General features: G+C 48.6%; 20 protein-coding genes. 11 read left to right on the top strand and 9 right to left on the bottom strand.

The window, feature by feature from the left end:
- Nucleotides 1–41: 41 nt before the first annotated feature.
- Both BUA34_RS14280 and BUA34_RS14275 read right to left on the bottom strand, forming a co-directional pair.
- Nucleotides 42–1,115 carry a glycoside hydrolase family 5 protein gene (locus tag BUA34_RS14280; protein ID WP_072830738.1) on the bottom strand — a complete coding sequence of 358 codons (1,074 nt, stop codon included), beginning with the start codon at nt 1,113–1,115 and terminating at the stop codon, nt 42–44.
- Nucleotides 1,116–1,163: 48 nt separating this feature from the next.
- On the bottom strand, nt 1,164–1,454 hold the full coding sequence (locus tag BUA34_RS14275) for a hypothetical protein (RefSeq protein WP_072830736.1): 291 nt from the start codon (nt 1,452–1,454) through the stop codon (nt 1,164–1,166).
- Between the two features lie 88 nt (nt 1,455–1,542).
- Here BUA34_RS14275 and BUA34_RS14270 point away from each other — a divergent pair, with 88 nt between their 5' ends.
- Both BUA34_RS14270 and BUA34_RS14265 read left to right on the top strand, forming a co-directional pair.
- A complete protein-coding gene (locus BUA34_RS14270) occupies nt 1,543–2,364 on the top strand; it encodes a menaquinone biosynthetic enzyme MqnA/MqnD family protein (protein WP_072830734.1) in 822 nt (273 codons plus the stop codon).
- A 47-nt stretch (nt 2,365–2,411) separates the two neighbouring features.
- On the top strand, nt 2,412–3,281 hold the full coding sequence (locus BUA34_RS14265; protein ID WP_072830732.1) for a GGDEF domain-containing response regulator: 870 nt from the start codon (nt 2,412–2,414) through the stop codon (nt 3,279–3,281).
- A gap of 185 nt (nt 3,282–3,466) precedes the next feature.
- Here the strand turns inward: BUA34_RS14265 and BUA34_RS14260 are convergent, their stop codons facing one another.
- The 4 genes from BUA34_RS14260 to BUA34_RS14245 form a co-directional block, all read right to left on the bottom strand.
- On the bottom strand, nt 3,467–4,108 hold the full coding sequence (locus tag BUA34_RS14260) for a bifunctional 4-hydroxy-2-oxoglutarate aldolase/2-dehydro-3-deoxy-phosphogluconate aldolase (RefSeq protein WP_072830730.1): 642 nt from the start codon (nt 4,106–4,108) through the stop codon (nt 3,467–3,469).
- A gap of 94 nt (nt 4,109–4,202) precedes the next feature.
- Nucleotides 4,203–7,442 (bottom strand): glycoside hydrolase family 9 protein, encoded by a 3,240-nt coding sequence (locus BUA34_RS14255; protein ID WP_072830728.1) that lies wholly within the window; start codon nt 7,440–7,442, stop codon nt 4,203–4,205.
- Between the two features lie 96 nt (nt 7,443–7,538).
- Nucleotides 7,539–8,744 carry an ABC transporter permease gene (locus tag BUA34_RS14250; RefSeq protein ID WP_072830726.1) on the bottom strand — a complete coding sequence of 402 codons (1,206 nt, stop codon included), beginning with the start codon at nt 8,742–8,744 and terminating at the stop codon, nt 7,539–7,541.
- Nucleotides 8,741–9,520 carry an ABC transporter ATP-binding protein gene (locus BUA34_RS14245; RefSeq protein ID WP_072830724.1) on the bottom strand — a complete coding sequence of 260 codons (780 nt, stop codon included), beginning with the start codon at nt 9,518–9,520 and terminating at the stop codon, nt 8,741–8,743. Before BUA34_RS14245 ends, BUA34_RS14250 begins: the two co-directional genes overlap by 4 nt.
- Before the next feature lie 227 nt (nt 9,521–9,747).
- Here BUA34_RS14245 and BUA34_RS14240 point away from each other — a divergent pair, with 227 nt between their 5' ends.
- Together BUA34_RS14240 and BUA34_RS14235 are read left to right on the top strand one after the other, a co-directional pair.
- The gene (locus BUA34_RS14240) at nt 9,748–10,131 is read left to right on the top strand and encodes a hypothetical protein (RefSeq protein WP_072830722.1); all 384 of its coding nucleotides are present in this window, start codon (nt 9,748–9,750) and stop codon (nt 10,129–10,131) included.
- Between the two features lie 12 nt (nt 10,132–10,143).
- A complete protein-coding gene (locus tag BUA34_RS14235) occupies nt 10,144–12,246 on the top strand; it encodes an OmpA family protein (protein ID WP_072830720.1) in 2,103 nt (700 codons plus the stop codon).
- Nucleotides 12,247–12,508: 262 nt separating this feature from the next.
- On the opposite strand, the gene BUA34_RS16200 is transcribed toward BUA34_RS14235, so the two are convergent.
- Complete coding sequence (locus BUA34_RS16200; protein WP_256375032.1) at nt 12,509–12,631, bottom strand: hypothetical protein; 123 nt, start codon at nt 12,629–12,631, stop codon at nt 12,509–12,511.
- Nucleotides 12,624–13,046, bottom strand: a complete 423-nt coding sequence (locus BUA34_RS14230) for a GtrA family protein (RefSeq protein ID WP_072830718.1) — start codon at nt 13,044–13,046, stop codon at nt 12,624–12,626. Before BUA34_RS14230 ends, BUA34_RS16200 begins: the two co-directional genes overlap by 8 nt.
- A 26-nt stretch (nt 13,047–13,072) precedes the next feature.
- On the opposite strand from BUA34_RS14230, the gene BUA34_RS14225 reads away from it, so the two are divergent.
- From BUA34_RS14225 to BUA34_RS14200, 6 genes are all read left to right on the top strand, one after another.
- Nucleotides 13,073–14,560, top strand: a complete 1,488-nt coding sequence (locus BUA34_RS14225; RefSeq protein ID WP_072830716.1) for an acetyl-CoA hydrolase/transferase C-terminal domain-containing protein — start codon at nt 13,073–13,075, stop codon at nt 14,558–14,560.
- A 141-nt stretch (nt 14,561–14,701) separates the two neighbouring features.
- Entirely contained in the window at nt 14,702–16,696 is a 1,995-nt protein-coding gene (locus tag BUA34_RS14220; protein WP_072830714.1) for a histidine phosphatase family protein, read from the top strand.
- Nucleotides 16,697–16,752: 56 nt separating this feature from the next.
- Nucleotides 16,753–18,858 (top strand): histidine phosphatase family protein, encoded by a 2,106-nt coding sequence (locus tag BUA34_RS14215; RefSeq protein WP_254794499.1) that lies wholly within the window; start codon nt 16,753–16,755, stop codon nt 18,856–18,858.
- A gap of 78 nt (nt 18,859–18,936) precedes the next feature.
- Complete coding sequence (locus BUA34_RS14210; RefSeq protein WP_072830710.1) at nt 18,937–19,776, top strand: hypothetical protein; 840 nt, start codon at nt 18,937–18,939, stop codon at nt 19,774–19,776.
- Between the two features lie 49 nt (nt 19,777–19,825).
- On the top strand, nt 19,826–20,188 hold the full coding sequence (locus tag BUA34_RS14205) for an acyl-CoA carboxylase biotin carboxyl carrier protein subunit (RefSeq protein WP_014546277.1): 363 nt from the start codon (nt 19,826–19,828) through the stop codon (nt 20,186–20,188).
- A gap of 14 nt (nt 20,189–20,202) precedes the next feature.
- Nucleotides 20,203–21,363, top strand: a complete 1,161-nt coding sequence (locus tag BUA34_RS14200; RefSeq protein ID WP_014546278.1) for a sodium ion-translocating decarboxylase subunit beta — start codon at nt 20,203–20,205, stop codon at nt 21,361–21,363.
- Nucleotides 21,364–21,449: 86 nt separating this feature from the next.
- Here BUA34_RS14200 and tenpIN read toward each other — a convergent pair whose 3' ends face one another.
- A complete protein-coding gene (gene tenpIN, locus BUA34_RS14195) occupies nt 21,450–21,902 on the bottom strand; it encodes a type III toxin-antitoxin system TenpIN family toxin (RefSeq protein ID WP_072830708.1) in 453 nt (150 codons plus the stop codon).
- 249 nt (nt 21,903–22,151) lie between these two features.
- On the opposite strand from tenpIN, the gene BUA34_RS14190 reads away from it, so the two are divergent.
- Nucleotides 22,152–22,474, top strand: a 323-nt coding sequence (locus BUA34_RS14190; protein ID WP_072830706.1) for a helix-turn-helix domain-containing protein, incomplete at its 3' end; no start/stop codon positions are given.

The following is a 22,474-nucleotide window of genomic DNA, read 5'->3' as shown; positions in this document are numbered from 1 at the left end:
TGTCTACTTCCTACTTCCTACTGTCTACTGCGGCGAAGCCGTTACCCTTTCGCGATCATTTCCATGAGTTCTGTATCGAGGCGTTCGGGGTTGTTGTACTGCGGTAAATTGTTGTGCAGCGATTCGCCTTTAGAGACGAGACCGAAGTCCAAGTTCTTGTAGTTCCAGTAGCTGTAACCCACGTCGGCATCGCGAAGAATGTCAAGGAAGTCGCGCATCCAGGCAAGTTGATACTTGCGAGGAACTTGTACGTAAACACCGAATTCATTGCAGCTTACGGGCAAGTCGTACTTGGCGCGGAAATCAAGGGCGTTCTGGATGCTAGCCTGCAACTGAGCCTTGTCCCATCTGCCGTATTCCACGTGGAGTCGCGTTCTTCCGTCTGTTTCCGGTGCGGCGTAGTCGCCTGGCCACGGGCGTTCAATCTTGAAGAACGGGTCGTCAATCCAGGCTGCGCCTTGGTGTGTGAACGTCACCGGCGTGTAGGTGTGGAAACTGTAGATGGCGTTGTCGTCATCGAGCGGTGTCAAGAATTCAAATTCCCTTGCGCTGTTCCATTTGTTGGCACCTACGACAATCGTGTTCTTCGGAGCGTGCTTGCGGATTTCCCAGAAGATTTCGTCTTTGACTTTGTCCCAAACCTTGGAATCGCTTGCGGCCGGTTCATTCAAAAGTTCCATCATCACGCGCGGCATAGAGCTGTAACGTTCAGCCATGAATGCCCAAATCTTGCGTGTGTCCTTGCGGGCGTTCGCATCGGCAAAGAAAGCTTGTTCGTGATTGCTGGCGAGGTGGAAGTCGTGACCCGGGCACTTGTGCAAATCGAGAATCACATCGAGGTCGGCATCCTGGATGTCCTTGAGAGCCTTGTCCAAGAGCGCAAAGATTTCTTCGTCCGGCTTGAGTTCGTCTCCTTTAAATAAATTAAAGTAGTCCACCGGCAAGCGTACGTGGTTGAACCCCGCATCGTGGATGCGCTTGAAATCGCTTGTTCCTAGGAACGTCTTGATGTGTCCGACCACTCCCGGAAAACCGACAGGGTCCTTTTCTTCGATGCAGTCAACTTGACTGAACCATCCGCCCAAATTCACTCCGCGCAATCTTTCTTTATTCATGCGTGTATCCCATACTTTGGCTGCCGGAGCAGCCGGTGAATGAATAGGTTATTCGTTTACGATGTTCAAATCTTCGTCGGCGATGTTTAGGTCCATGATGACTTCCATATCGTCGGGAAGATTATAAAAATCTACAACAAGGCCCACCTTCTTGTCTTCGTCCTTTTGTTTGTCGAACTGGACAATGTCGTAAATCTTCATTTTGACGACGGCTTCCTGCGTTACAGGAATTTCAATAGTCATGCCCTTGCTGATGGGACCTTCTACAATCTTGCCCTTGAAAACGAGACTAGTCTGGTCTTCGCCGAGCGAGGTTTTCTTCACGTGAAATACAGCCATTATTCTTTAGCCATTAACTTTTGAATTAATCGAATTGTTTTTGACGTGGCATACAATTTAGCCACACACAAAAATTTAACTTTTTTACATGACTCTCTGTGTTGGTCGAATCCCTTTTTTAGTCTGTGCGCCGTTTTTCTTTAATTCTGTCGGTCGCGAAAACGAATTTCCCGAGGTGGCCTTTGTCGATGGTCCGCCGAGCGCTCACAGTGCGGGCCTTAAAGATGGTTCTATTCATCTTTCTCCGGCCTCTTCCATTACCTTTGCACAAAAACCGGGCGCCTTTGTGCTGTCACCTTCGCTTTGTACGTCCTGTTCCTTTGAGGTGCGGTCGGTCAAGCTTTTTTCGCGTTATCCCATTGAGCAACTTTCGGGTAAGCGTATCCGCATGACTTCGCAGAGCAAAACGTCTGTTACGTTATTGAGGATACTTCTTGAAAATCGATATGGGTTGCGGCCTGAATACGTATCGGGATTTGCAGCAGAAGCGACAGATGATGCATGCCTTTTGATAGGCGACTTGGCGCTTGAAGAAAATGAACGCCATCGTTTTGCGTACAGCTATGATTTGGGTGCTCTTTGGCAAGAGTGGCAAGGGCTCCCCTTTGTCTTTGGCGCATGGCTGATTTCGAAGGATGCTCTGCAGCCGCGTTTGAAACCGGTGTTGGTCGATTACATGGCTCGGCTTGAAACGGGTATTCGGGAGTTCCGGAAAAATCCATCGCAGGCGTTGGATTTGTGGCTTGAAAAATATCCGGTAAATTTACCTCGTCCCCTTATCGAAGACTATTTTAGCGTCTTGGACTACCATTTTACGGATGAACGCAAGCTGTCGTTAGCTCTTTTTTTCAAATTAGCGTCTCAAATGGGGCTTGTTGAATCGAATCCGCCGATAGAGTACCTCGAGTAATTTTATTTTGTAGTCCGGAATGAGTGTTAGGATGGTAAGGAGACAAAATGGTAGAGGAAAAGATTCTTATCGTCGATGATGACGATGCTGAGTTGAAAAGAGACTCGGACGTTCTCAAAGGAGTAGGTTACGAAGTTATCGGTTGTAAATCCGGTGCCGAGGCTTTGGAATATTTGCTCAATAATCCTGTAGAGCTAGTGTTGCTCGACGTCAATATGCCTGAAATGAATGGCTATGATGTTTGCTTGAATATCCGTAAGCATTTCCCGTTGGACGATTTGCCCGTTATATTCCTCACAAATCAGGAAAATGAAGAAAGTGTAGCGCAGGGTTTCCAGTCGGGCGCATCGGACTTTGTATGTAAGTCTGCCGCGCCAGATATTTTGCTTGCTCGAATTGGTGTGCATTTGCGCTTGGCTCGTTCGTTACGCAACCTGCGCGAAATCTCCTTGACGGATGACTTGACTGGCGCGTACAACCGCCGTCATGCGATTTGTTCTCTTCGTGAGTTGTTTGCTCGTAGCAAACGTTACGGAACGAATTTCTCGATAGTTTATTTTGACTTGAATGGACTGAAAAAGATTAACGACCAGCATGGACATTTGGCTGGCGATTTGCTTCTCCGTTCTGTAGTGACTTCGTGCAACAAGTTGCTCCGTGAATCGGATATGCTGTTCCGCATGGGCGGTGACGAATTCTTAGTCATTTGCCCGGATACAGATGTGAAGGGTGCTTTTGTCTGTGCCGAAAGAATGCAGGAATCTGTAAAGTCGCTTACGATTGTGGACCAGACGGTTGCCTTTGCGTATGGCATTGCAAGTTCTGCTGAAGACTATAAGGATATGGACGAAATGCTTCGCAGTGCGGATGCATCCATGTACGAGTGCAAACGCAAGATGCGTGCGGAACGTAGTTAGGATTGTGTCATCCTGAAGCCGAAGGCGATAGGACAACCTCAAAAGGCGAGAGTTGCAAAAATGAGTGTGCTCATTTTTATAACCGAGCCTAAGAGGTTGGGGCTTGCCCCATCCATTATTTCTTGGAATTAAAAGAGAAGCCGCGGAATTTTCCGCGGCTTTTTCGCAATTGTTATACCGGACTGTTATGCAATCGCAGCCTTGACTGCATCCAACAGCTTCTGGAGCTTGGCTTCGATGGTTGCCCAGTCGCCCGCCTTCATCAGTTCTGCGTTGAAGATGCTTCCGCCGAACGAAAGCAAGTTTGCGCTAGCCTTCAAGTAGCTTGCTGCATTCTCGGCATTCACTCCGCCGCATGCCATTAAAGGAATGTCGCGGAACGGGCCGCGCAATGCCTTGATGTATTCCGGACCGCCAACGCAATTCACAGGGAAAATCTTGATAGCGGTTGCACCGAGATCGTAAGCCTTCTGTACTTCGGTCGGGGTGAGTGCGCCCGGAATAATCGGAATGCCTGCGGTGTTCGAAAGTCGAATAACTTCGTGACGCGTGTTCGGCGTGACGATGAATTCGGCACCTGCAGAAATTGCTTTTTCCACATCGCTTCCGTGACGTACTGTGCCTGCACCCACCTTAATGCCAAGAGGCTTGGCGTAGGATTTAAGCTTTGCGATAATTTCAGTTGCGGCAGCGGTGTTCATCGTTACTTCAATTGCCTTGAGTCCGCATTTGGCAGACGCGTTCACGCACGCTTCTTCGGCGCCTTGAGGAATGTCGCGGAGAATGCCCACGACCGGCATCGGCTGTAAAAATTCAAGAAAATTCATGACTTTAAAATAGCTTCTGAATAGGGAATGTGACAAGAAAAAATGAAAAAAAGCCGACTGGCGAGTCGGCTTCTATACGAAATATGTAAAAGGCTTATCGAACTTTAAACGCTTTTGTCGAGAGGGCCTTGTTGTTTTGCATGACTCTTGCAACTAGTGTTCCGCGGTGCGGGATATTTGCGAGGTTTACTTCTGCGCGAGTGCCATCGAAGGATTTCTCCAACAGCTGGTTTCCGAGCATGTCGAAGATCTTCAAGGTCTTTGTTCCTTGCGCAGTCGCTAAGACAAAGAGCCTGTTGTCGCTCAACAGCATGTGGGCTTTGCTGACTTTAGCAACGTTTACGATGCCAACGCGGTCGCTGGTGGTTTTGCCCGGGCCGTAGCCCCACAGAAGTTTTCCCTTGTCGCGAATGACGATGTAAGGATCTTTCGGGGCATCTTGGATATCGCCGTAGTCCTTTTCCCAGTCGGGGGCACCGTCGTATGCGGGAGCATCCTTGGTCTCGGCGTGGCTTGCGAAGCTCCAACCGTCGGTAATCTTGGTTTTGGCGGGCTGGGCTAGTGTTTCGCATTTTCCTCCAGATTTCATTCCCGAAGAAGTTGTAACGTCTAATCTGATTTTATTGCCGATGTTAATAGATCCTACAGGAATTGCTTGCGCCCATGTGTATGTTTTCTTGTCCTTGTTTTCCGTTCCTTCCACTTTTTGTGGGCCGTTTTCTTTAAAATAATTGCGGAATTCGCTGCTCTTGGTTGCGCACGTTTGTGAGAATCCTGCAATATCATATAGTGTGCATATATCGACATCGAACATAAGGCCGCAAGATTCTATATCGTCTTCGGTTGCATCGAAGTATATATACGCGGTAATGCTATCCAGTTTTTCAAGGGATTCGTTGACAATGCGGATGCTGAAGTTGTCGGCCTCTTTCCATGTGTAATGGTATGCTGTTGCGTATGCTCCTTCTAAAGCTGGAGTCGCTTCAGTTTTGCAGTTGTCGCATTTCTTTTCATAATAGTCGTCACCGCCATTGCTAAGGATGGTAAGAGCTGACAAAAGAACGGTAGAGGCGTCAAGGCAAGTTTCTGAGAAGAAATAGTATTCCCAGCTCATTCCGTTGGGCTCCCAGGTATTTTTTTCAGTGGGGGTGGGGCCTCCGAAAAGTGCTCCGACCGGGCAATTGTATTTATAGCTGATGCCCGGGGTGTTTCTTCCTTCGGGGTTTGATGCCCTGTGGTGGGGGTGGGCGTCGTTTTTATCGCCAATGCCATATACAAAGGAAATATCCCAGGGGTTCATGCCGAGCATGTAATTCAGCTGGTTGATGCCGAGTTGCTTCATTTCGTTAGCTTTTAAATCGGTCTGAGCCATCTTGGGGAACGTGATGCCTTGCTTTTCGATATCGGCTGCTACATCGGAGTATGCCAGCACTTCGAAAACATTGCCCATTTGATAGCGGTTGAAATTCCAAAGCTGGTCCGTCATCATGTTGTACCAAATGGGATCGTATGAGACTTTGTTTTGCTTGAAGCTGATATCTCCAGCAGGGAGTGTTACTGAACCACCATTATTATTGCCTATATCGCCTAGGTTTGCAATCATGTTCGCAAGGCAATCTTCGATAGCGGCGAGTCGTTCGTCTTCGGTAAGTCCGTATTCGGTTGTGGCCTTGGTCTTGTCAGCAAGAATTAATTTGTACAAAGCGTATAGGGCGTAAGTGTATGAATTGGCCCAGCTAGTGTTCTTCGTGTTTTTCAGGAAAGCCTTGTTGTCTGTGACGAACCATCCACCTTCAAAGAAACCTGCTCCGTTGCCATATTGCTGGCCGGGCACAAGACTCTTGGTGCGGAACATGTCATCGGCATATTGTTTTTTGCCGGTGGCGTACAGGAGCGCTACCGAGGCGAGTGCCATGTCGTCATAGAATTCGTTATTGCCGATGTAGGCGAGAGAGCCCCAGTCTGTGGCTTTCTTGTTGTTCTTGAACTTTTTGTCGCCGTCGTAGCTCGATTTGCCTTGAGCAAGAGCCTTAGCAAAGTCGTACATCTTTTCGGCAACTGTCAAGCAACTGTCCGCAAATTTCTTGTCATATTTTGCGTAATCCTTGCTCAAGATGGCAAGGCCTGCCGCGATTTCGCCTGCGATGTTGGATCCGAGTTCTCCAAGGCGGACCGTTCTAGAGGCTGGACCGCCTCGGTCTGTTGCTATAGAAGAGTTGTCGGTGGGTAAATAATCTTGGGCTTCCGGGCGCGTCCATAAAGCGTGGTCGCTGCCAAAATTGCCAACGGAAACGGGCATGTCATCGATAACGCCCTTGGCAAAATTGTAAGCTTTCAAGAAAAAGTCTGCACCATGCTTTGCTTCGCGTAATACGTCGGGCACTTTATCGGTGTTTACAAAATCAGCTTGGTTGTAAGCGTAATGGTCAACATCCTTTGATGGGTTAGTGGCTGACATTACGGCCAAGGCCATAAAGGCAAATGCCTGTGTTTGCGATTCCTTGAGGTAATCGCCGCAGTCATACCAACCGCCTGCAAGAGACCCTGCACGCGATTCGTCGAATTTCCCGCCGGCTTCATCTGCGTTTGTCACGATGGCGCCACCGCCGTCTTTCATGTGGCTCGGGCCATGGAACCAAGACTCAGAATTGCCGCTGCGCTGGATGCCGAAGAATTTGAGGCTTGCATCTTTGGCCATGGAATAAACATTGTCGCTTACAATGAACGTGCTTGAAATTTCGTTGCCGACTTTGATTCTGAGTCGCTTGTTGGTAGGGACTGTTTGCGGAATTTTTCCGATAAAGACTTTGCCAGAAGGTCCTGTGAGTTCCACCTTGTAGCGTTGTTGGTCGGGGGTGGTTGCGCTTGTGCCCGCGACAATTATCCAGTTGCTTTCTGTTTCGGCTTCGCTTTTGGTGAATGTCCCAGTCACCTTTTTGCTGAGCGATTTACCGTAGGCATCGACGACTTCGAATTCCTCGGCGGAGGAACCGACAAAGTAGAACTGTCGTTCGTTGTCGCTTTCAAGGTAGCCTGCCTGGTTCACGCGGATAGGCGAAATCTTGGTGTTGATTGCATCGAAATAGGCCTGGTCCAACGTGTCGGGCATGAGCTCGCCGGCTTTGAAACTCTCGGGAATTGTTGCTTTGGGGAGCATGCCGGTTTTCTTGGTGACCGAAGTATCGAATTTTTCGAATACCTTTTCATCCCAGCTTAACGGCCATGTGGGCCTAATCAAGTCGTATGGGGATGTTGCTGCAAAAGCGGCAGAAACGGAAATGGCTCCCAATGTTGTAAAGGATGCTAGTAACCTAGCTTTTTTGTTGTGAATCATATTTCCTCCTTGTCACAATAACTTAATAATACAAAAATTCCCGCTTTCGCGGGAATTGTGTATGGCATTGCAGCCAAAGTATTTGTTAGTCTGTTGTTATTCGAATCTCAATGCTTCAATCGGGTCAAGCCTGCTTGCCTTGCGTGCCGGGTACCATCCGAAGAATACGCCTGTTGCAAAGCACACGCCAAAGCTTACGACAACGCTAGTCATGGAAACGCTCATGGGCCAGTTCATGGCGAGCTTTACAGTTTCTGAAGCGGCAATGCCGAGTGCAATTCCGATAGCGCCGCCCAACAGACTGATGATGACAGATTCGAACAAAAACTGTAAAAGAATGTCGCGACCGCGTGCGCCGATAGCCATGCGGAGTCCGATTTCCTTGGTACGTTCGGTCACGGACACGTACATGATGTTCATGATGCCGATACCGCCAACAAACAAACTAATTCCCGCAATGGCGGTGAGCACGAGCGAAAGCATATCGGAGGTACTTGTGACCATTTGGATCATTTCTTCTTGTGTAAATACTCGGAACGGATCTGTCGGTTTTGTCCAGTTGCGGCGTTCCTTCAAGATGTTCATGATTTCTTCGGTTGCCTTTTGGGCATAGCCTTCGCCTATAGAATTTGCATATATCTGACGGATGTTCGTTGTTGCAGAAAAACGCCTCATTACAGTCTGGTATGGAGTGAATATCACGTCGTCCTGGTCTTGCCCGAAATCACCGGAGCCTTTTGCTTTGAGCGTTCCGATGACTTTTAGCGGGATGCTCTTATAGCGAATCGTTTTTCCGATGGGGTTTTCATCTGCAAAGAGGTTCTTCACTACGGTCTGTCCGATGACGCAGACTTTTGCCATGCGGTCTGCTTCGTCGTCAAACATCACGCCGTCTTCTATTTCGTAGTTGCGGATTTTGAGGTAGTCTGCAGAAACGCCGGAAAGTGTGGTGGGGGAGTTGTTGTTCCCGACAATGGCTTGCCCGCCAATGGTAACCATGGGAGAAACGCCGTTGATGTAAGTCGCGTTTTCGCGGATGGCTATGACATCTTCTTCTTCAAGCGATTCGGAAGATTCGGTCTGCACGCCGCCGCGACGGCTTTGGTTCGGCATGATAGTGATAGCGTTTGTGCCCATCGCGGTCATCTGTTCCTTGATGGATTTTTTGGAGCCTTCGCCCATGGCGACCATGGTGATGACGGCTGCAACACCGATGACGATACCGAGTACAGAAAGAAATGTGCGCATGCGATTGCGGAACAATGCGCGGAGTGCGATCTTAGCTAATGTAAACGGATTCATTCCACTTCTCCTTCATCATCGTCTTCAAAAGTTTCTGGTGGTGGCAGTGCTTCGAATGCGGCTTTGGCGTCTTGCACTTTTTCGTTGATGACATCTTTTTTCAGTAAACCATCGCGAAGTGTGATAGTTCTGCCGCTGAACGTCGCTATGTCCGGTTCGTGTGTGACGAAGGCAATGGTCTTGCCCTGCCGGTGTAGCTCCTGGAATATCATCATGATTTCGTAACTGGTGCGTGTGTCGAGGTTGCCGGTCGCTTCGTCGGCCAAGATAATCACCGGGTCGTTTACGAGCGCGCGAGCAATGGCGACGCGTTGCTGCTGGCCGCCTGAGAGCTGGTTTGGCAAGTGATTCATGCGGCTTTCGAGCCCGACCATCTTGAAAGCTTCGATGGCGCGGTGGTGACGTTCCTCGGCAGAAACTTTCGAGTTATATAATAGTGGGAGTTCCACATTCTCGATAGCGGTCGTACGGCTGAGCAAGTTGTAGCTTTGGAAAACGAACCCGAGCTTCTGGCTGCGGATGCGGGCGAGCGCATCTCGTTTTAAAGTTTCTGTATGTTGACCATCTAATATATAATGGCCGGATGTCGGTCGATCCATGCACCCTAGAATGTTCAGCATGGTGGACTTGCCGGAGCCGGATGTGCCCATGATCGTTACAAATTCGCCGGGGAATATGTCGAAGCTCACACCGCGTAAGGCGTGTACTATTTCATCGCCCATCTTAAAGTCGCGACGTAAGTTTTGAACGGAAAGTATTGGTTGTACGGTTTGCATAAGGACCTTTTTCTTGTCTCTTTGGATGCCTTAACCCCTTGATTGGGTTGCTTTTACACGGAAAGAAAGTGTAATTTGGTTGATTTGGTAGGCTATCCACTCTAAATACACCAAAAAATTACATGAATATTATGTTTCAATGTATAAACAATAAAATTTTTTTTATTTTATATTCCGAATTGGACCACGCTCGGTGGTTGGTTCTGTGTCCTTGGAGATTTTTTTAGATGAACAAGAAAATGACTCAAAATGCTTCGAATACGTCTGCCGATGGCGAAATCGACATTCTTGAGATACTGTTGTATCTAAAAAGCAAGTTTCATTTCTTGCTCATTTCCTTGTTGACTGCCACCGATGGTCTGACCTGTTTATTTAATGATATTGCTAATTTGAGCACTGCATTTGTAAGCTTTTTGAAGAACTTGATGTGTGTTTCGAATCACACAACTCAAACAACTGAAAGCATCCAAGATGCCTTGAATACTTTTGACCGCAGCACGGAAGCGCCTTTGCAGAAGGCCGTTGCCTTCAACATGTGCGGATGTTTTGCGGGGACTGGCTATGGTAGCACTTTTGGCTATTATGGCTGTCACAAGAATATTAACCAATAACAAGGAGAATAGATGAAAAAAATAGTCGCAATGTCTCTCTTGGCCGGTAGCTTCGCTTTTGCGCAGTCTGGCCTGATGGGCGGAGCCGATGGTCTCAACCAGAAAACCGCTAATACCCTCGGTGAAGGTGGCTTTGCTGCCGGATTCGGTGGTCAGGTTTCTTATGATGCTTGGTCCCTCTCTCGTGGTGGCCAGTATACTAAGGGTGGTAAGACTGGCTCGTTCTACGAAAATGCTGGTAGCGTCACTGCAAATATCAACTTTGCTGCTGGTGTTACGGACTTCATTGACGTAGGTCTTGCTCTTCCGCTTTACTACGATCATGCTAACTCTCGTTTGAACGACGAAGGTGACATGTGGAAGGCTAGCCGTGGTGACCTCGAACTCTGGGCCAAGGCAAAGCTTCCGTTCGATGAAATGACCGATGGCATGTTCAATGCTGCCATTGCTGCTCAGTTCTACTTCCCGACTGGCGACAAGGCTGTCGGTGTTCGTCCGCGTCATGCTTGGTTCTTGCATGCCAACGGTGGTGAAACCCATCCGTACGGTCTCCGCAACATGGCTTTCGGCGGTGAATTGATCCTCACTCTCGACCTCCAGAAGGTTGGCGCTCCGCTCCGTTTCAACGGTAACGTCGGTTTCGTCGGCACCGTGACGAAGGGTTCTAACACCTTGGTCTATGGTGGTGGCATCAACGTCCTCCCGACCGATTGGATGGACATCTTCGTTGAAGCTAACGGTGAATTCCGTGTAGAAAAGGGTACATACCATCGTGAACCGGGTTACGATCCGTTCACTCTTACCCCGGGTCTCCGTTTCCACCTCCCGGCAAACATCGACATCGCTCTCGGTCTCGATGTGGGCATCCGCGCTCTCTCCAACTTCACTTGGAAGTATAAGGACGAAATGAAGGATGCTGCTGAATACCAGCTCTACTACACTGACAAGAATGGCAAGAAGGTTCAGTACGGCTATACCCCGACTCCGCGTTATGCAGGTACTGCTTCTCTCGTCTGGCGCTTCGGTAACGTCCGCGGTGCTGATGAAGACAATGATGGCGTAGCAAACAACATCGACCAGTGCGCAGGCACTCCGGCTGGTGCTGTTGTTGACGCTAACGGTTGCCCGGTTGACGGTGACAACGATGGCGTGTTTGATGGTCTCGACCAGTGCGCTGAAACTCCGGCTGGTGCTGTTGTTGACGCTGCTGGCTGCCCGGTTGACTCCGACAATGACGGTGTTGCTGATGGCATCGACCAGTGCGCTGAAACTCCGGCTGGCGTAGTTGTTGACGCTGCTGGCTGCCCGGTTGACTCTGATAAGGACGGCGTTGCTGACTACCTCGACAAGTGCCCGAACACTGCTTCTGGTGCTACTATCGACGCTGCTGGCTGCCCGATCGACTCTGATAAGGACGGCGTTGCTGACTACCTCGACCAGTGCCCGAATACTCAGTCTGGCATTGCTGTTGACGGCAAGGGCTGCCCGGTTGACTCTGACAACGATGGCGTTGCTGACTACCTCGACAAGTGCCCGAGCACTCCGGCTGGTCTCCCGGTTAACGCTGATGGTTGCAGCCCGGATGGCGATAAGGACGGTATTGTTGACGCTCTCGACAAGTGCCCGAATACTCCGGCTGGCGTCTCTGTTGACGAAGTTGGTTGCCCGGTTGACTCCGACAAGGATGGCGTTGCCGATCACCTCGACAAGTGCCCGAACACCCTCGTTGGCGTTGCAGTTGATAAGAACGGCTGCCCGAACAAGAACCAGGACCTCGACAAGCTCAAGAAGGGTATCCAGTTCAAGACCGGTTCTGCTAAGCTCACTGCAAGCAGCAACAAGACCTTGAACAATATCGCTAAGTTGCTCAAGAAGCTCCCGGCTGTCAACCTCGAAGTCCAGGGTCACACCGATGACACTGGTTCTGAAGAAAAGAACAAGGTTATGTCTGAAAAGCGTGCTCAGGCTGTTGTCAAGTACCTCGTCAAGAAGGGCATTGACAGCGAACGTCTCCGCGCTGTTGGTTACGGTTCTGACAAGCCGATCGCAGATAACAAGACGAAGAAGGGCCGCAAGCTCAACCGCCGTGTTGAACTTGTCCCGTTCGAAAAGTAATCTTCGAATCTGAATGAGAACTAAAAAGGGGCGTCCGCAAGGACGCCCTTTTGTATATGATGAATGGAGTTAATCGCAATGAACGTACTGCGCAATGTCGTAATACACTGCGCAGTTCCTAATGCAGTGCAATAACGCTGAAAGAAAAAAAGGCGCACGGTTAGTTGACTCGTGCGCCTTTATAATTTCTAACCGCTAATATTGCCTACAGCAATAGCCTAGTTGTATGTTCACTTCGTTCAAGTGCCAATAGTGTGCAAGGTTATGACGCAACTGAATACTTGTATTCAGATATGGCATAACCGCAGCCACGAACGCCAACGGCGTTAAATGCTCGGCTCGGAACTAGGCTTGCAAGCAATCCTGCTTCGCTCGCCTTACGCATTTGTCTTAAACACCCATTTCTTATAGAGCGTAAAGCTTACGAGCACGTATACTACGTTTGCGATGAGGTTTGCGAACGTGGTCGGCTTCATGAACTGAGAGATGAATTCGGTAAAGCTTGCGCACCAAGAAGCTGTTGTAAGTACGTGCGTTGCTCCTTTAAGTACAAGGTAATTAACTCCGTACGAGCAGAGGAAAACGATGATGAAGCGGATGACTTCTGTGCGTTTTTTGTTCGTGCTCTTGAAGTTCCAGATGCGGTTCATGATGTAGCTGTTGAGGCCTCCAACAACGAAACCGAGAAAATTTGCGAGTCTGTAATCCCAGTTCAGGTTTTCGTGGAGAATCCAGAAAGTTACAAGCGTAATTAATGTGTTCATTACGCCGATGGCGTTGTATTTGATAAAGTGTTTCACGGCGGTAAAAATACTATTTTTGCGGCATGACCTGGATTACAACTAAGAAATGCAGCGCCGCAGACGCTGCAGAAATGATTCGTAATGGTGATGTTTTGGGCGTTTCGGGATTTACTTTGGCTGGATACCCGAAAGCCGTGCCCTTGGCAATTGCAGCTCGTGCAGATAAACTCCATGAATCGGGCGAAGAATTTAAAGTAACGCTTTTTGCGGGCGCCTCGACGGGCGATTCCTGTGACGGTGCGCTTGCTCGTGCCAATGCGTTAAACCTCCGTATGCCGTACCAGTCTAATCCGAGCTTGCGCAAGGCTATTAACGACGGCAGTATTCGCTACATTGACGCACACTTAGGCAAGATGGGTTATCTTGTGCGTACTGGTGCTGTCCCTGCGCCTACGGTTGCGATTGTCGAGGTCTCTGCAATTTTCCCAGATGGTCGTGTTTGCCTTTCGACTTCGGGCGGAAACTCCGTTTGCTATTTGGAAATGGCGCCAAAGATTATCTTGGAATTGAATACGCGTTTGGGCGATAGCTGCATTGGTATGCACGACAATGCACTTCCGGAACTCCCGCCGCATGCAAAGCCGCTTGCTATCTATAGCGCTGGAGATCGCGTTGGTGACGAGTTTGTGCGTATTGATCCGAATAAGGTTATTGCTATTGTCGAAAACGAAGCTTATGATGAAGTGACTCCGTTTGTAGAACCGGATGAAATTTCGAAGAATATCGGTGAACGCATCTTGGACTTTATCCGCTTTGAAGAATCCCATGGCAGGCTCCCTAAGGGACTTGCTTACCAGAGCGGTGTAGGCAAGGTCGCGAATGCTGTGCTTTGCGCTATGGCCGATGATGATCGCTTGGGACAAATTGATCTTTATACCGAAGTTATTCAGGAGGCTGTTCTTCCGCTTCTCAAGAAAGGGAAACTAGGAATTGCATCGGGTACGGCGCTTACGCTTTCGCAGGCTGCCCAGAAAGAATTTGTTGAAAATAGCGCCGAATGGAAAAAGCATTTTGTTATCCGTCAGCAAGAAGTGAGCAACAGTCCCGACGTAATCCGTCGCCTTGGCGTGATTTCCATGAATACGGCGCTTGAAGTCGATATCTTTGGTAATGTGAACAGTTCGCTTGTTTGCGGTTCTGCCATGATGAATGGTATTGGCGGTTCTGCCGATTTTGCTCGCCATTGCGCTCTCGGATTTTTCTTGACGCCGTCTGTTGCAAAGGGTGGCGCGATTTCGAGCGTTGTGCCTTACGTGAGCCATGTTGACCATACCGATCATGATACGCAGATTTTTGTAACGGAACAGGGACTTGCGGATCTTCGCGGTTTGCCGGTAGAAGAACGTGCCCGCTTGATTATCAAGAACTGTGCCCATCCCGATTATCGTGCTGAGCTTACGGATGTCTTGGAATATGGCATCAAGCATGCGAAGGGTATCCATCTGCCGCTTGCGCTTTCACGCGCCTTTGAAATGCACACCCGTTTCCTTGAAACGGGTAAGATGCTTTAGCGAAACGCTGTGTTCTATTTGCGAAGCACCTTATTTAAGGTGCTTTGTTCGTTTTTTGTTGTTGCTATTTTTTTGTAAAAATTATAATTTTATTATGGGGTGTTTAAATGGCAAAGAACTTGAATAGGAGAGGGCTTTTCTATGAGAATTTTTTCTCGGAAAGTTTTTCAGGGCCGTGCTTTATGCACCCATATTTTACTTTTTGTTTTATGCGCATCGCTTTTAGCGGCATGCGGTGATGACCCTGTTAGCCACTTTGACGACAAAACAAGCGAGCTGTCTAGCAAAAAAGAAGATAGTTCTTCTTCAAGAGTTATCTCTCAAAAAACATCATCGAGTAGCGTTAATAAAGGGAAGGTCTCGTCTTCTAGTGCTATAACAATCGAGTTGCCTCCGACAGAAGATGGCTTGGATGTTGTCTATGTCTTTGTCGATGGAACTGTTTCGGGGATGATAGCCCTGGACTATTTTGTGATGGATGCAAAAATAGGCATGGTGCAGCTAGATGCTGACTCTGCGTATAAAGAAACAAAAACATTCTATGTGAGTAATGTTGCCAAAAATGGTGCGTACGAAATAAATAAAATTAATTTGACACAGCCTTATGTAAAGTTCACCGTTGATGGCTCCATCAAAAAAGTTGCAGATGGCAAGTACGCAAGTCTTTCGTTTATGACGTTGGGTGATGTGACTTCCGGTGAAATTTTCAACTTGAATATGCTGACGACGCTTGAGGCTCATCGAGTTCTTGAGCTCTTGAAAGGGAACAAACTTTCTTTTGATGAAGCAAAGAAAAAAGCGGCCGAAGAAGTATGGAACATGTTCCATCTAGAATCTTTTGATTACGATGTGAGCGAGATGATTCATGTTTCTGATATTAGCGAATCGGGTGCGGCGCTATTGGCTGCAACAGTCTTGTTGCAAGGCGGGAGTGATGATTTTGCGAAGTTCTTCAAGGAAGTTGTTGACGATATTGCAAAAGATGGCAAATGGGATGACTCAAATGCTCGCTTGTCAATTGCAGACTGGGCTTTGACGAACGACTTGAAGGATGGTTATGCCTCCGTTCGTAAGACACTTGTGACGCAATTGGGCAAGGCTGCTGAATTTGAACCGTACCTCAAGAGTTTTTATTTGACAGAACTTGAGTTCCCCACATGCGATGCTGAAAATGCGGGCGAAATCTTCTTTGTGAAAAACAAGTCCAGCAAATTTTACGCTGCGACATATGATGATGTGTCGAAGTCCACAGCTCGTTTTGTTTGCGATGAGCAGAAAGGCTGGTTGTCGATTCCGGATAGCTTGAAGGACTTCATGGGGGAAACGGCTACGGCTGAAGACGGCGATGTGCGTCGCGGTGCATTCTCGGGCGAGTTCTATACCTATGATGGTACCAAAAAGGAATGGCGCAAGTCTACGGCTATTGAAAAGGACCGTTATTTTGTCCTTGCTTCGAATGTAAAGGAATTTGTCGATATCCAGGATGTTTACGAAAACGTCAAGGATGATGAGCGTGTAATTTTTGTGTTGCGTCATGCGGAACGTGGTGACGATACGAGTAAGGGTGGAACGCTTACGGACAATGGTAAAAAGCAATCCGAAGAAGTCGGTGCTAGACTCACGAAGTTCAAGGAAGACTTTGTCCTTGGGGCATCGGAATTCTTGCGTGCTCACCAGACGGTGATGTCGATTGCAAAAGGCCGCGGACAATCTTACGACACGCGCGATACGCTTCCGCAGTTGAACGATGACTGGTATGCCAAGAACAGTGAAGCTGTCGAAAAGGCAAAGAGCGAATGTGGCGGTGGCTGGGAAGTGACTTCCAAGTATGCCTACACAGGAGCTTACTCGACGGGTGCTGACGCTGCGTACTATGATCTTGCGGAACGTTCCGTGGAACTCATCGAGGATGTTCTTTTGAAGAAGTACACCAAGGAAAAGTTTGTGCTCCTGAGTTCCCATGATAAGTTGATGGTTCCGCTGGTAGCCTATTGCTCAAATTTGCAGATTAATTTGAGAAAATATGATGGAGGCAAGTGGATTAACTACCTTGCGGGTGTCGCAATTATCGTTGACAAGGCCGGAAACCGTCGTTATATCGCGATTCGGGGCCTCAAGTCTGGGTTCGCTGACTAGAAATTTCTAATATTCACCTTATGCGGGTTTGGATATTATTTATATTGGCGCTTCTTTTGTCGTCTTGCGATTCCGTCAAGTACGGGGCTATTCCGTGCGATGGCGACGATTGCGAGACTATATCGGAAATCGATAGCTCAGATTCGAAGGGTAGCTCCTCGAATGAAAAACCGCCAAAAGATAATAAGAGCAGTTCTTCGTTGAACAGCTCTTCTTCGCAAAGGGGTCACCATCATTTTTACTCCAGTTCTAGCAAAGGTTCTGGCAAAGATACTTCGGTCGTTCAAAAACCTATTAACGATACGACGATAACTGGAACCTTCACATGTCACGATGGTGTTCTTGTTCCCGCAGAATCTATTGTAGAAATGGGAGATGATGCGACGGATTTCCGCAGAGCGGGCGTTGCTATTTCGGGCTTTGCGGAGAAGGGGCCTTTCCGTTATGGAACTTCGGTTAAGATTGTCGAATTGGACAGCCTCAAGCGCTTGGCGGATTCCGAACGAGCGCACGAAACCTGCATTGTTACATCGAATGGTTCGTTTAATTTCCCGAGTGTCAATCTTGTATCTCCTTACGTGCGCGTTGAGGCAAATGGCTTTTACATGGATGAACTCACGGGCGAACTTTCTTCGTCGCTTGTGACGCTCCGTGCGGTTGTAGATTTATCGAAGCGCGATTCTTTCAATGTGAACATGCTTACGCATATGGCAGCTCCGCGTGTGATGAAACTCGTGGAAGATTCCGGCAATAACCAGCCGATCGGGAGCCAGAGCGGGCGTGCGTTGACGGATGTGCTTTCGTCTTTCGGAATTAGCCTTGGCAGCTCTGGTGGCGGTGGAGGCTATGGTGGCTTTGGCGGTTGGAACCGTGGTGGTCAGACATCTACGACGTCGAGCAAGTCCGCAGAAGATATAAGTTTATTCGGTTCTGATGATTACAGTGCCGCTCTCCTTGCGGTTTCTGTGATGATGCAGAGCTATGGCTCTGTGAATGATATGCTTAAGTTTGCAGACTTTATTGCTGATGACATTCGTGGCGATGGCAACTGGGGCGACAATTCATCGAAGGCAAAACTTGCAGATAAACTTTTGATGCTCGATGCTGAAGGTGGCCTTGAAAAAATCCGCACGAATATGGAATATTGGGGACTCGGTGACGTTCCTGATTTTGAAAAGCATGTACGTAATTTCTGGACGAAAACTCACGGCTTTGAATCTTGCGGCACGATGACTGCAGGCCAGGTAAAGCATGTGGGTAACAGCCAGAGCGAATATTTTGTCTCTTATTACGAACAACCGGATGGCCCGAAGATCCGTTTTATTTGCGACAGGACGACTAAGAATTGGCGCGTGGCGACAGACCTTGAAAAAGATACGTATGGCTTGGGTGCTGGTGATTATGATGGGCAAATTAAGAGCGGAAAAATCAATCAGGACAAGTCCTACATTTATGACCAGAGTAAAAAGACCTGGCGTGAACCCGAGCCGGGCGAGATTCTTGAATTTGAAGATGTTGGCGATGTTTTGAAGACCGTTGCCGCCGGTGAAAAAGTCATCTTTATTTTGCGCCATGCGGAGCGTTCAGATGATACTGGTAAGAATGGTCACCTGACGAGTAATGGAAAGAAACAATCGCAAACCGTGGGCGAAAAGTTCAAGGGTGAAAATATTTACTTTGCAAACTCGACTTACACGCGCAGCTACGAGACTTGCGAAAACGTGGCTCTGGGTGCCGGAATTACTGAAATGGGGAACGATACGATTCCGCAGCTGGACGGCGAATGGTTCGTAAAGGACAATGACAAGTTTGAAAATTACAAGAACAGCAATGGCGGCGGCTGGGTCGTGACTTCGGAATATGCATACAAAGGAAGTTATAGCGATGCGTACTATCCGCTGAAGTCTCGTGGTGAAGAATTTATGACCGAAGTGGTGGTGCCGCGTTTTGAAAAGGTTTCTAAAATGGCGGTCTGGATTTCTCATGATATGCTCGTGGTGCCGCTGACAGCGTTCTGCACAGAGGGAAAGGTGAATTTGCGCTATTTCGACACGAAACAGTGGATCAATTACCTTGCCGGTGTGGCAATTATCATGGGTGTTGACGGAACGCTTCGCTATGTGCCTGTGAAGGGCCTTCCTTCCGGCACAATGACGATGTAATTTCGTCAAAATTGCTATATTCACGCGCGTTGATTTTTATCAAACAGTTCACTTAATTAAACATGGACGCATTCCGATATGAATGATACACTAAAGAAAGCTATGGTCTTTGCCGCAGTGACAACGGTTTCCGCTGCCTTTGCGTCTGAAATCGTAGCTCAACCTGCTGCTTCCAAGGCTGCAAAGGTTGGCCGTTTTGACGAGCAGATTGCTCTGATGCCGGACTCCATTGCTGCCCCGATCAAGGAACAGCTCAAGTGGATGGATGAATCTACTGTTTTCCAGATTGTGGAAACTCACGGTGGTGGCTATTCCATTCTTTATAAGACATACGAACAGTCCGTTCGCGCCCGCGATATTCGCGATTCCGTTGAAAATGCCAACGGTACGGCCGTGCTTCCGATTGCAAAGGCTAAGCTCGGTAGCGAATACTGCCATGGCAAGATGGAAGCTGGCAAGTGCCATGGTGAAGTCCAGAAGTTCACCATCGGCAAGCTCGTCGAATTCCAGGCAACAGGCCTCATCGTCGTGATGTCTGTGATCATTGGCCTCCTCGTCCTCTGCACTATCATGAGCGCAATCATGAAGAAGCTCGGCTTGGACAAGGTCAAGGCTCCGGCTCCTGCTAAGAAGGCTGCTCCGGCCGCTGCTGCTGCCGCTCCGGCTCCTGCGGTTCGTGCTCCGGCACACTGCGACTGGGATCCGAATGCAAAGAGCATCCATCCGGGATTCACCAACAAGCAGCTCCAGGCGTTCCTCGGCATTGCCGCTGTCGCCGCCCTCGAAGAACATCCGGGACTTACAAACGAACAGTTCCTCGTGATTGCTACCGCTGCTGCAACGCAGGCTCTTGGTCAGCCCTGCCGCGTGACCGCTTACAGAAACATTAACTCCCCTGCTTGGACGATCGTCAAGTAAGGTTCAACTTTTAAAAACTTAACAGGCTTATAAGCCAGGAAAAATAAAAATGAAGAAAACAGTCCGTATCAGTTTCGAAGGCAAGACCTACGACGTCGAAGTAGAAGTTCTTGATTCCGCAGTTGCAGCAGCTCCTGCTGCTCCGGTTGCCGCTCCGGCACCGGCTCCTGCTGCTGCTCCGGCTCCGGCCGTCGCTGGTGGCACCGAAGTCAAGAGCCCGCTCGCTGGCTCTGTGTTCAAGCTCAAGGTTAACGTTGGCGACACTGTTGCTGCCAACCAGGAAGTGGCTGTTATCGAAGCCCTCAAGATGGAAAACCCGGTCGTCGCTCCGTGCGCAGGCAAGGTCACTTCTATCTCCGTCAAGGAAACCGACACTGTTACTGATGGCCAGGTCTTGATGACCATTGCCTAATGAGGTAAAAGTCAATGAGTGGAATTATTAACTCAGTCGCGGACTTCGCCTCGAGCACAGGATTCGCGCAGATTACCGTTCCGATGGTAATCATGTGGATCGTGAGCTTCGTGTTGATGTTCCTTGCGATTGTCAAAAAATACGAACCGCTTCTGCTCTTGCCGATTGCTATCGGTGCACTTGCGGTGAACATCCCGTCCGTCGCGTTCTACGACGGTGGCTGGAGCATCGAAGGTATGTTCAGCCCGACTGGCGGTCTCTACTACTACATCAGCCAGGGTATCCATCTGGAACTCTTCCCTCCCATCATCTTCTTGGGCGTGGGTGCCATGACGGACTTTGGACCGCTTATCGCTAATCCGCGTACGCTCATCCTCGGTGGTGGCGCACAGTTTGGCGTGTTCATGACCATGTTTGCAGCTGTCGCTCTCGGTGGCTTTACGCTCGGTGAAGCAGCTTCCATCGGTATCATCGGTGGTGCTGACGGTCCGACGTCCATCTTCACTGCGAACAAGCTTGCTAAGCACCTCATCGGCCCCATCGCCGTTGCTGCTTACACCTACATGGCTCTCGTGCCGCTCATCCAGCCGCCTATCATGCGCGCTATGACGAACGACGCTGAACGCAAGATTCGCATGAAGGCTCTCCGCCAGGTTTCCAAGGCCGAACGCATCGTGTTTGCCGTGATGGTGATGATCGTTTGCGTGCTCGTCGTGCCGGATGCCTCTGCCCTTATCATCATGCTTATGATGGGCAACATCTTCAAGGAAGCTGGTGTCGTTGAACGCCTCGTGAAGACTTCTTCGAACGAGCTCATGAACATTGTGACGATCTTCCTCGGCACGTCCGTGGGTCTCACCATGTCTGCTGACATCTTCCTCAAGCCGCAGACTCTCATGATCATCGCTATGGGTGTGGTTGCCTTTGGCTTCTCCACTTTCGGCGGTTTGCTCCTCGCAAAGATTATGAACAAGTGCTCTCCGAAGAATCCGGTGAACCCGCTTATCGGTTCCGCAGGCGTTTCTGCTGTGCCGATGGCTGCCCGTGTTTCTCAGGTTGAAGGTGCCAAGTATGACCCGCAGAACTTCCTCCTCATGCACGCTATGGGCCCGAACGTGTCCGGCGTGATTGGTACGGCAGTTTGCGCTGGTTATATGATCAGCCGCTTGAGCTAAGATAAACGCGAGTATTGTCATTCCCGCCTCCGAGCGGGAATCTCCATCGCTTTTAATTCCCTCGGTTCACTGCGCCGGGGGATTTTTTATATATGGCTGGATAAAAGTAATTCTTTATAATAAGTTAAAGACGATAATTTATACTTTGGTTGCAAAGGCTCGCGCTTTAATCCTTCAATAAAAGCATCAATGTATTTTTGAAATTTTTCAACGATAAAATCGTATCGTTTCAAAATTTCTGTATGTTCTTTTGAATCGATATGCGCTGGCATGCCAATTTCGTCATCTTGAAAAATAATCACGCTTTTGCTGAAATCAAGACCAGAAGATTGTCTTTTTTTAGAGTTTCCTTGAAATTTATATGCATGAGTGTGTTGAATGTTGGATCTAAATGGAATGGCAAAACGTAGCCCCCTGTATTCAACTAATAGGACTAAGTAGGGGCGGTTTTTTTTGGATAGAATTTCTGAATTGTTGGAATATCGTTCGTAAAAAAGAGTGGATAACAGTCTTATCAGAGGTTCTTTTGCTGTGCTCATGGTGAATCCTTTTTTAAACAAAAAAAAGACCGTTTTTTATGATATATAAAAAACGGTCTCATCTAATGAGCTTTCTTTTTTATCTCAGGTGGTCGCTCTACCACCCTGTCATCCATTTGGGCTTTCTTTTTTATCTCAGGTGGACACCCTTCCACCCTATCTATGGATAAATATATGAAATTCTATGCAGAAAAGCAACCCCTCGCTTGATGTGAACCCCGAAAGTTGGACACAACTTTCGGGGTTTTCATGTATAAGAAACACACTAAAGAAGAATGGGCTAAGGCCTATGAACTCTACAAGGATGGTTATGACTCGCCGTCGATTTCAAGGATGACAGGTCTTGAACTATCTGAAATCAAGCGTCACATTCGACTTTTTCGACAAACGGGCTTTTGGCAGACGGATAGGAAACCGAATGTTCGTGCAACTTCGGCCTTGAAAAAGGCTGTCATTGACGAGGTCATCAAGAAATCTCTATCTTATGCGGAAACCGTCGCCAAGTACGACTTGAGTTTCTGCTGTCTGAAAAAATGGTTGCGGAAATACCGTCACGGCGGATACGAGGAACT

The organism is Fibrobacter sp. UWB12, assembly GCF_900142485.1.
In the GTDB taxonomy this organism is placed as follows: Bacteria; Fibrobacterota; Fibrobacteria; order Fibrobacterales; family Fibrobacteraceae; genus Fibrobacter.
The sequence above is the reverse complement of the archived record's forward strand: the minus strand, read 5'-3'. Positions and strand labels throughout refer to the sequence as shown.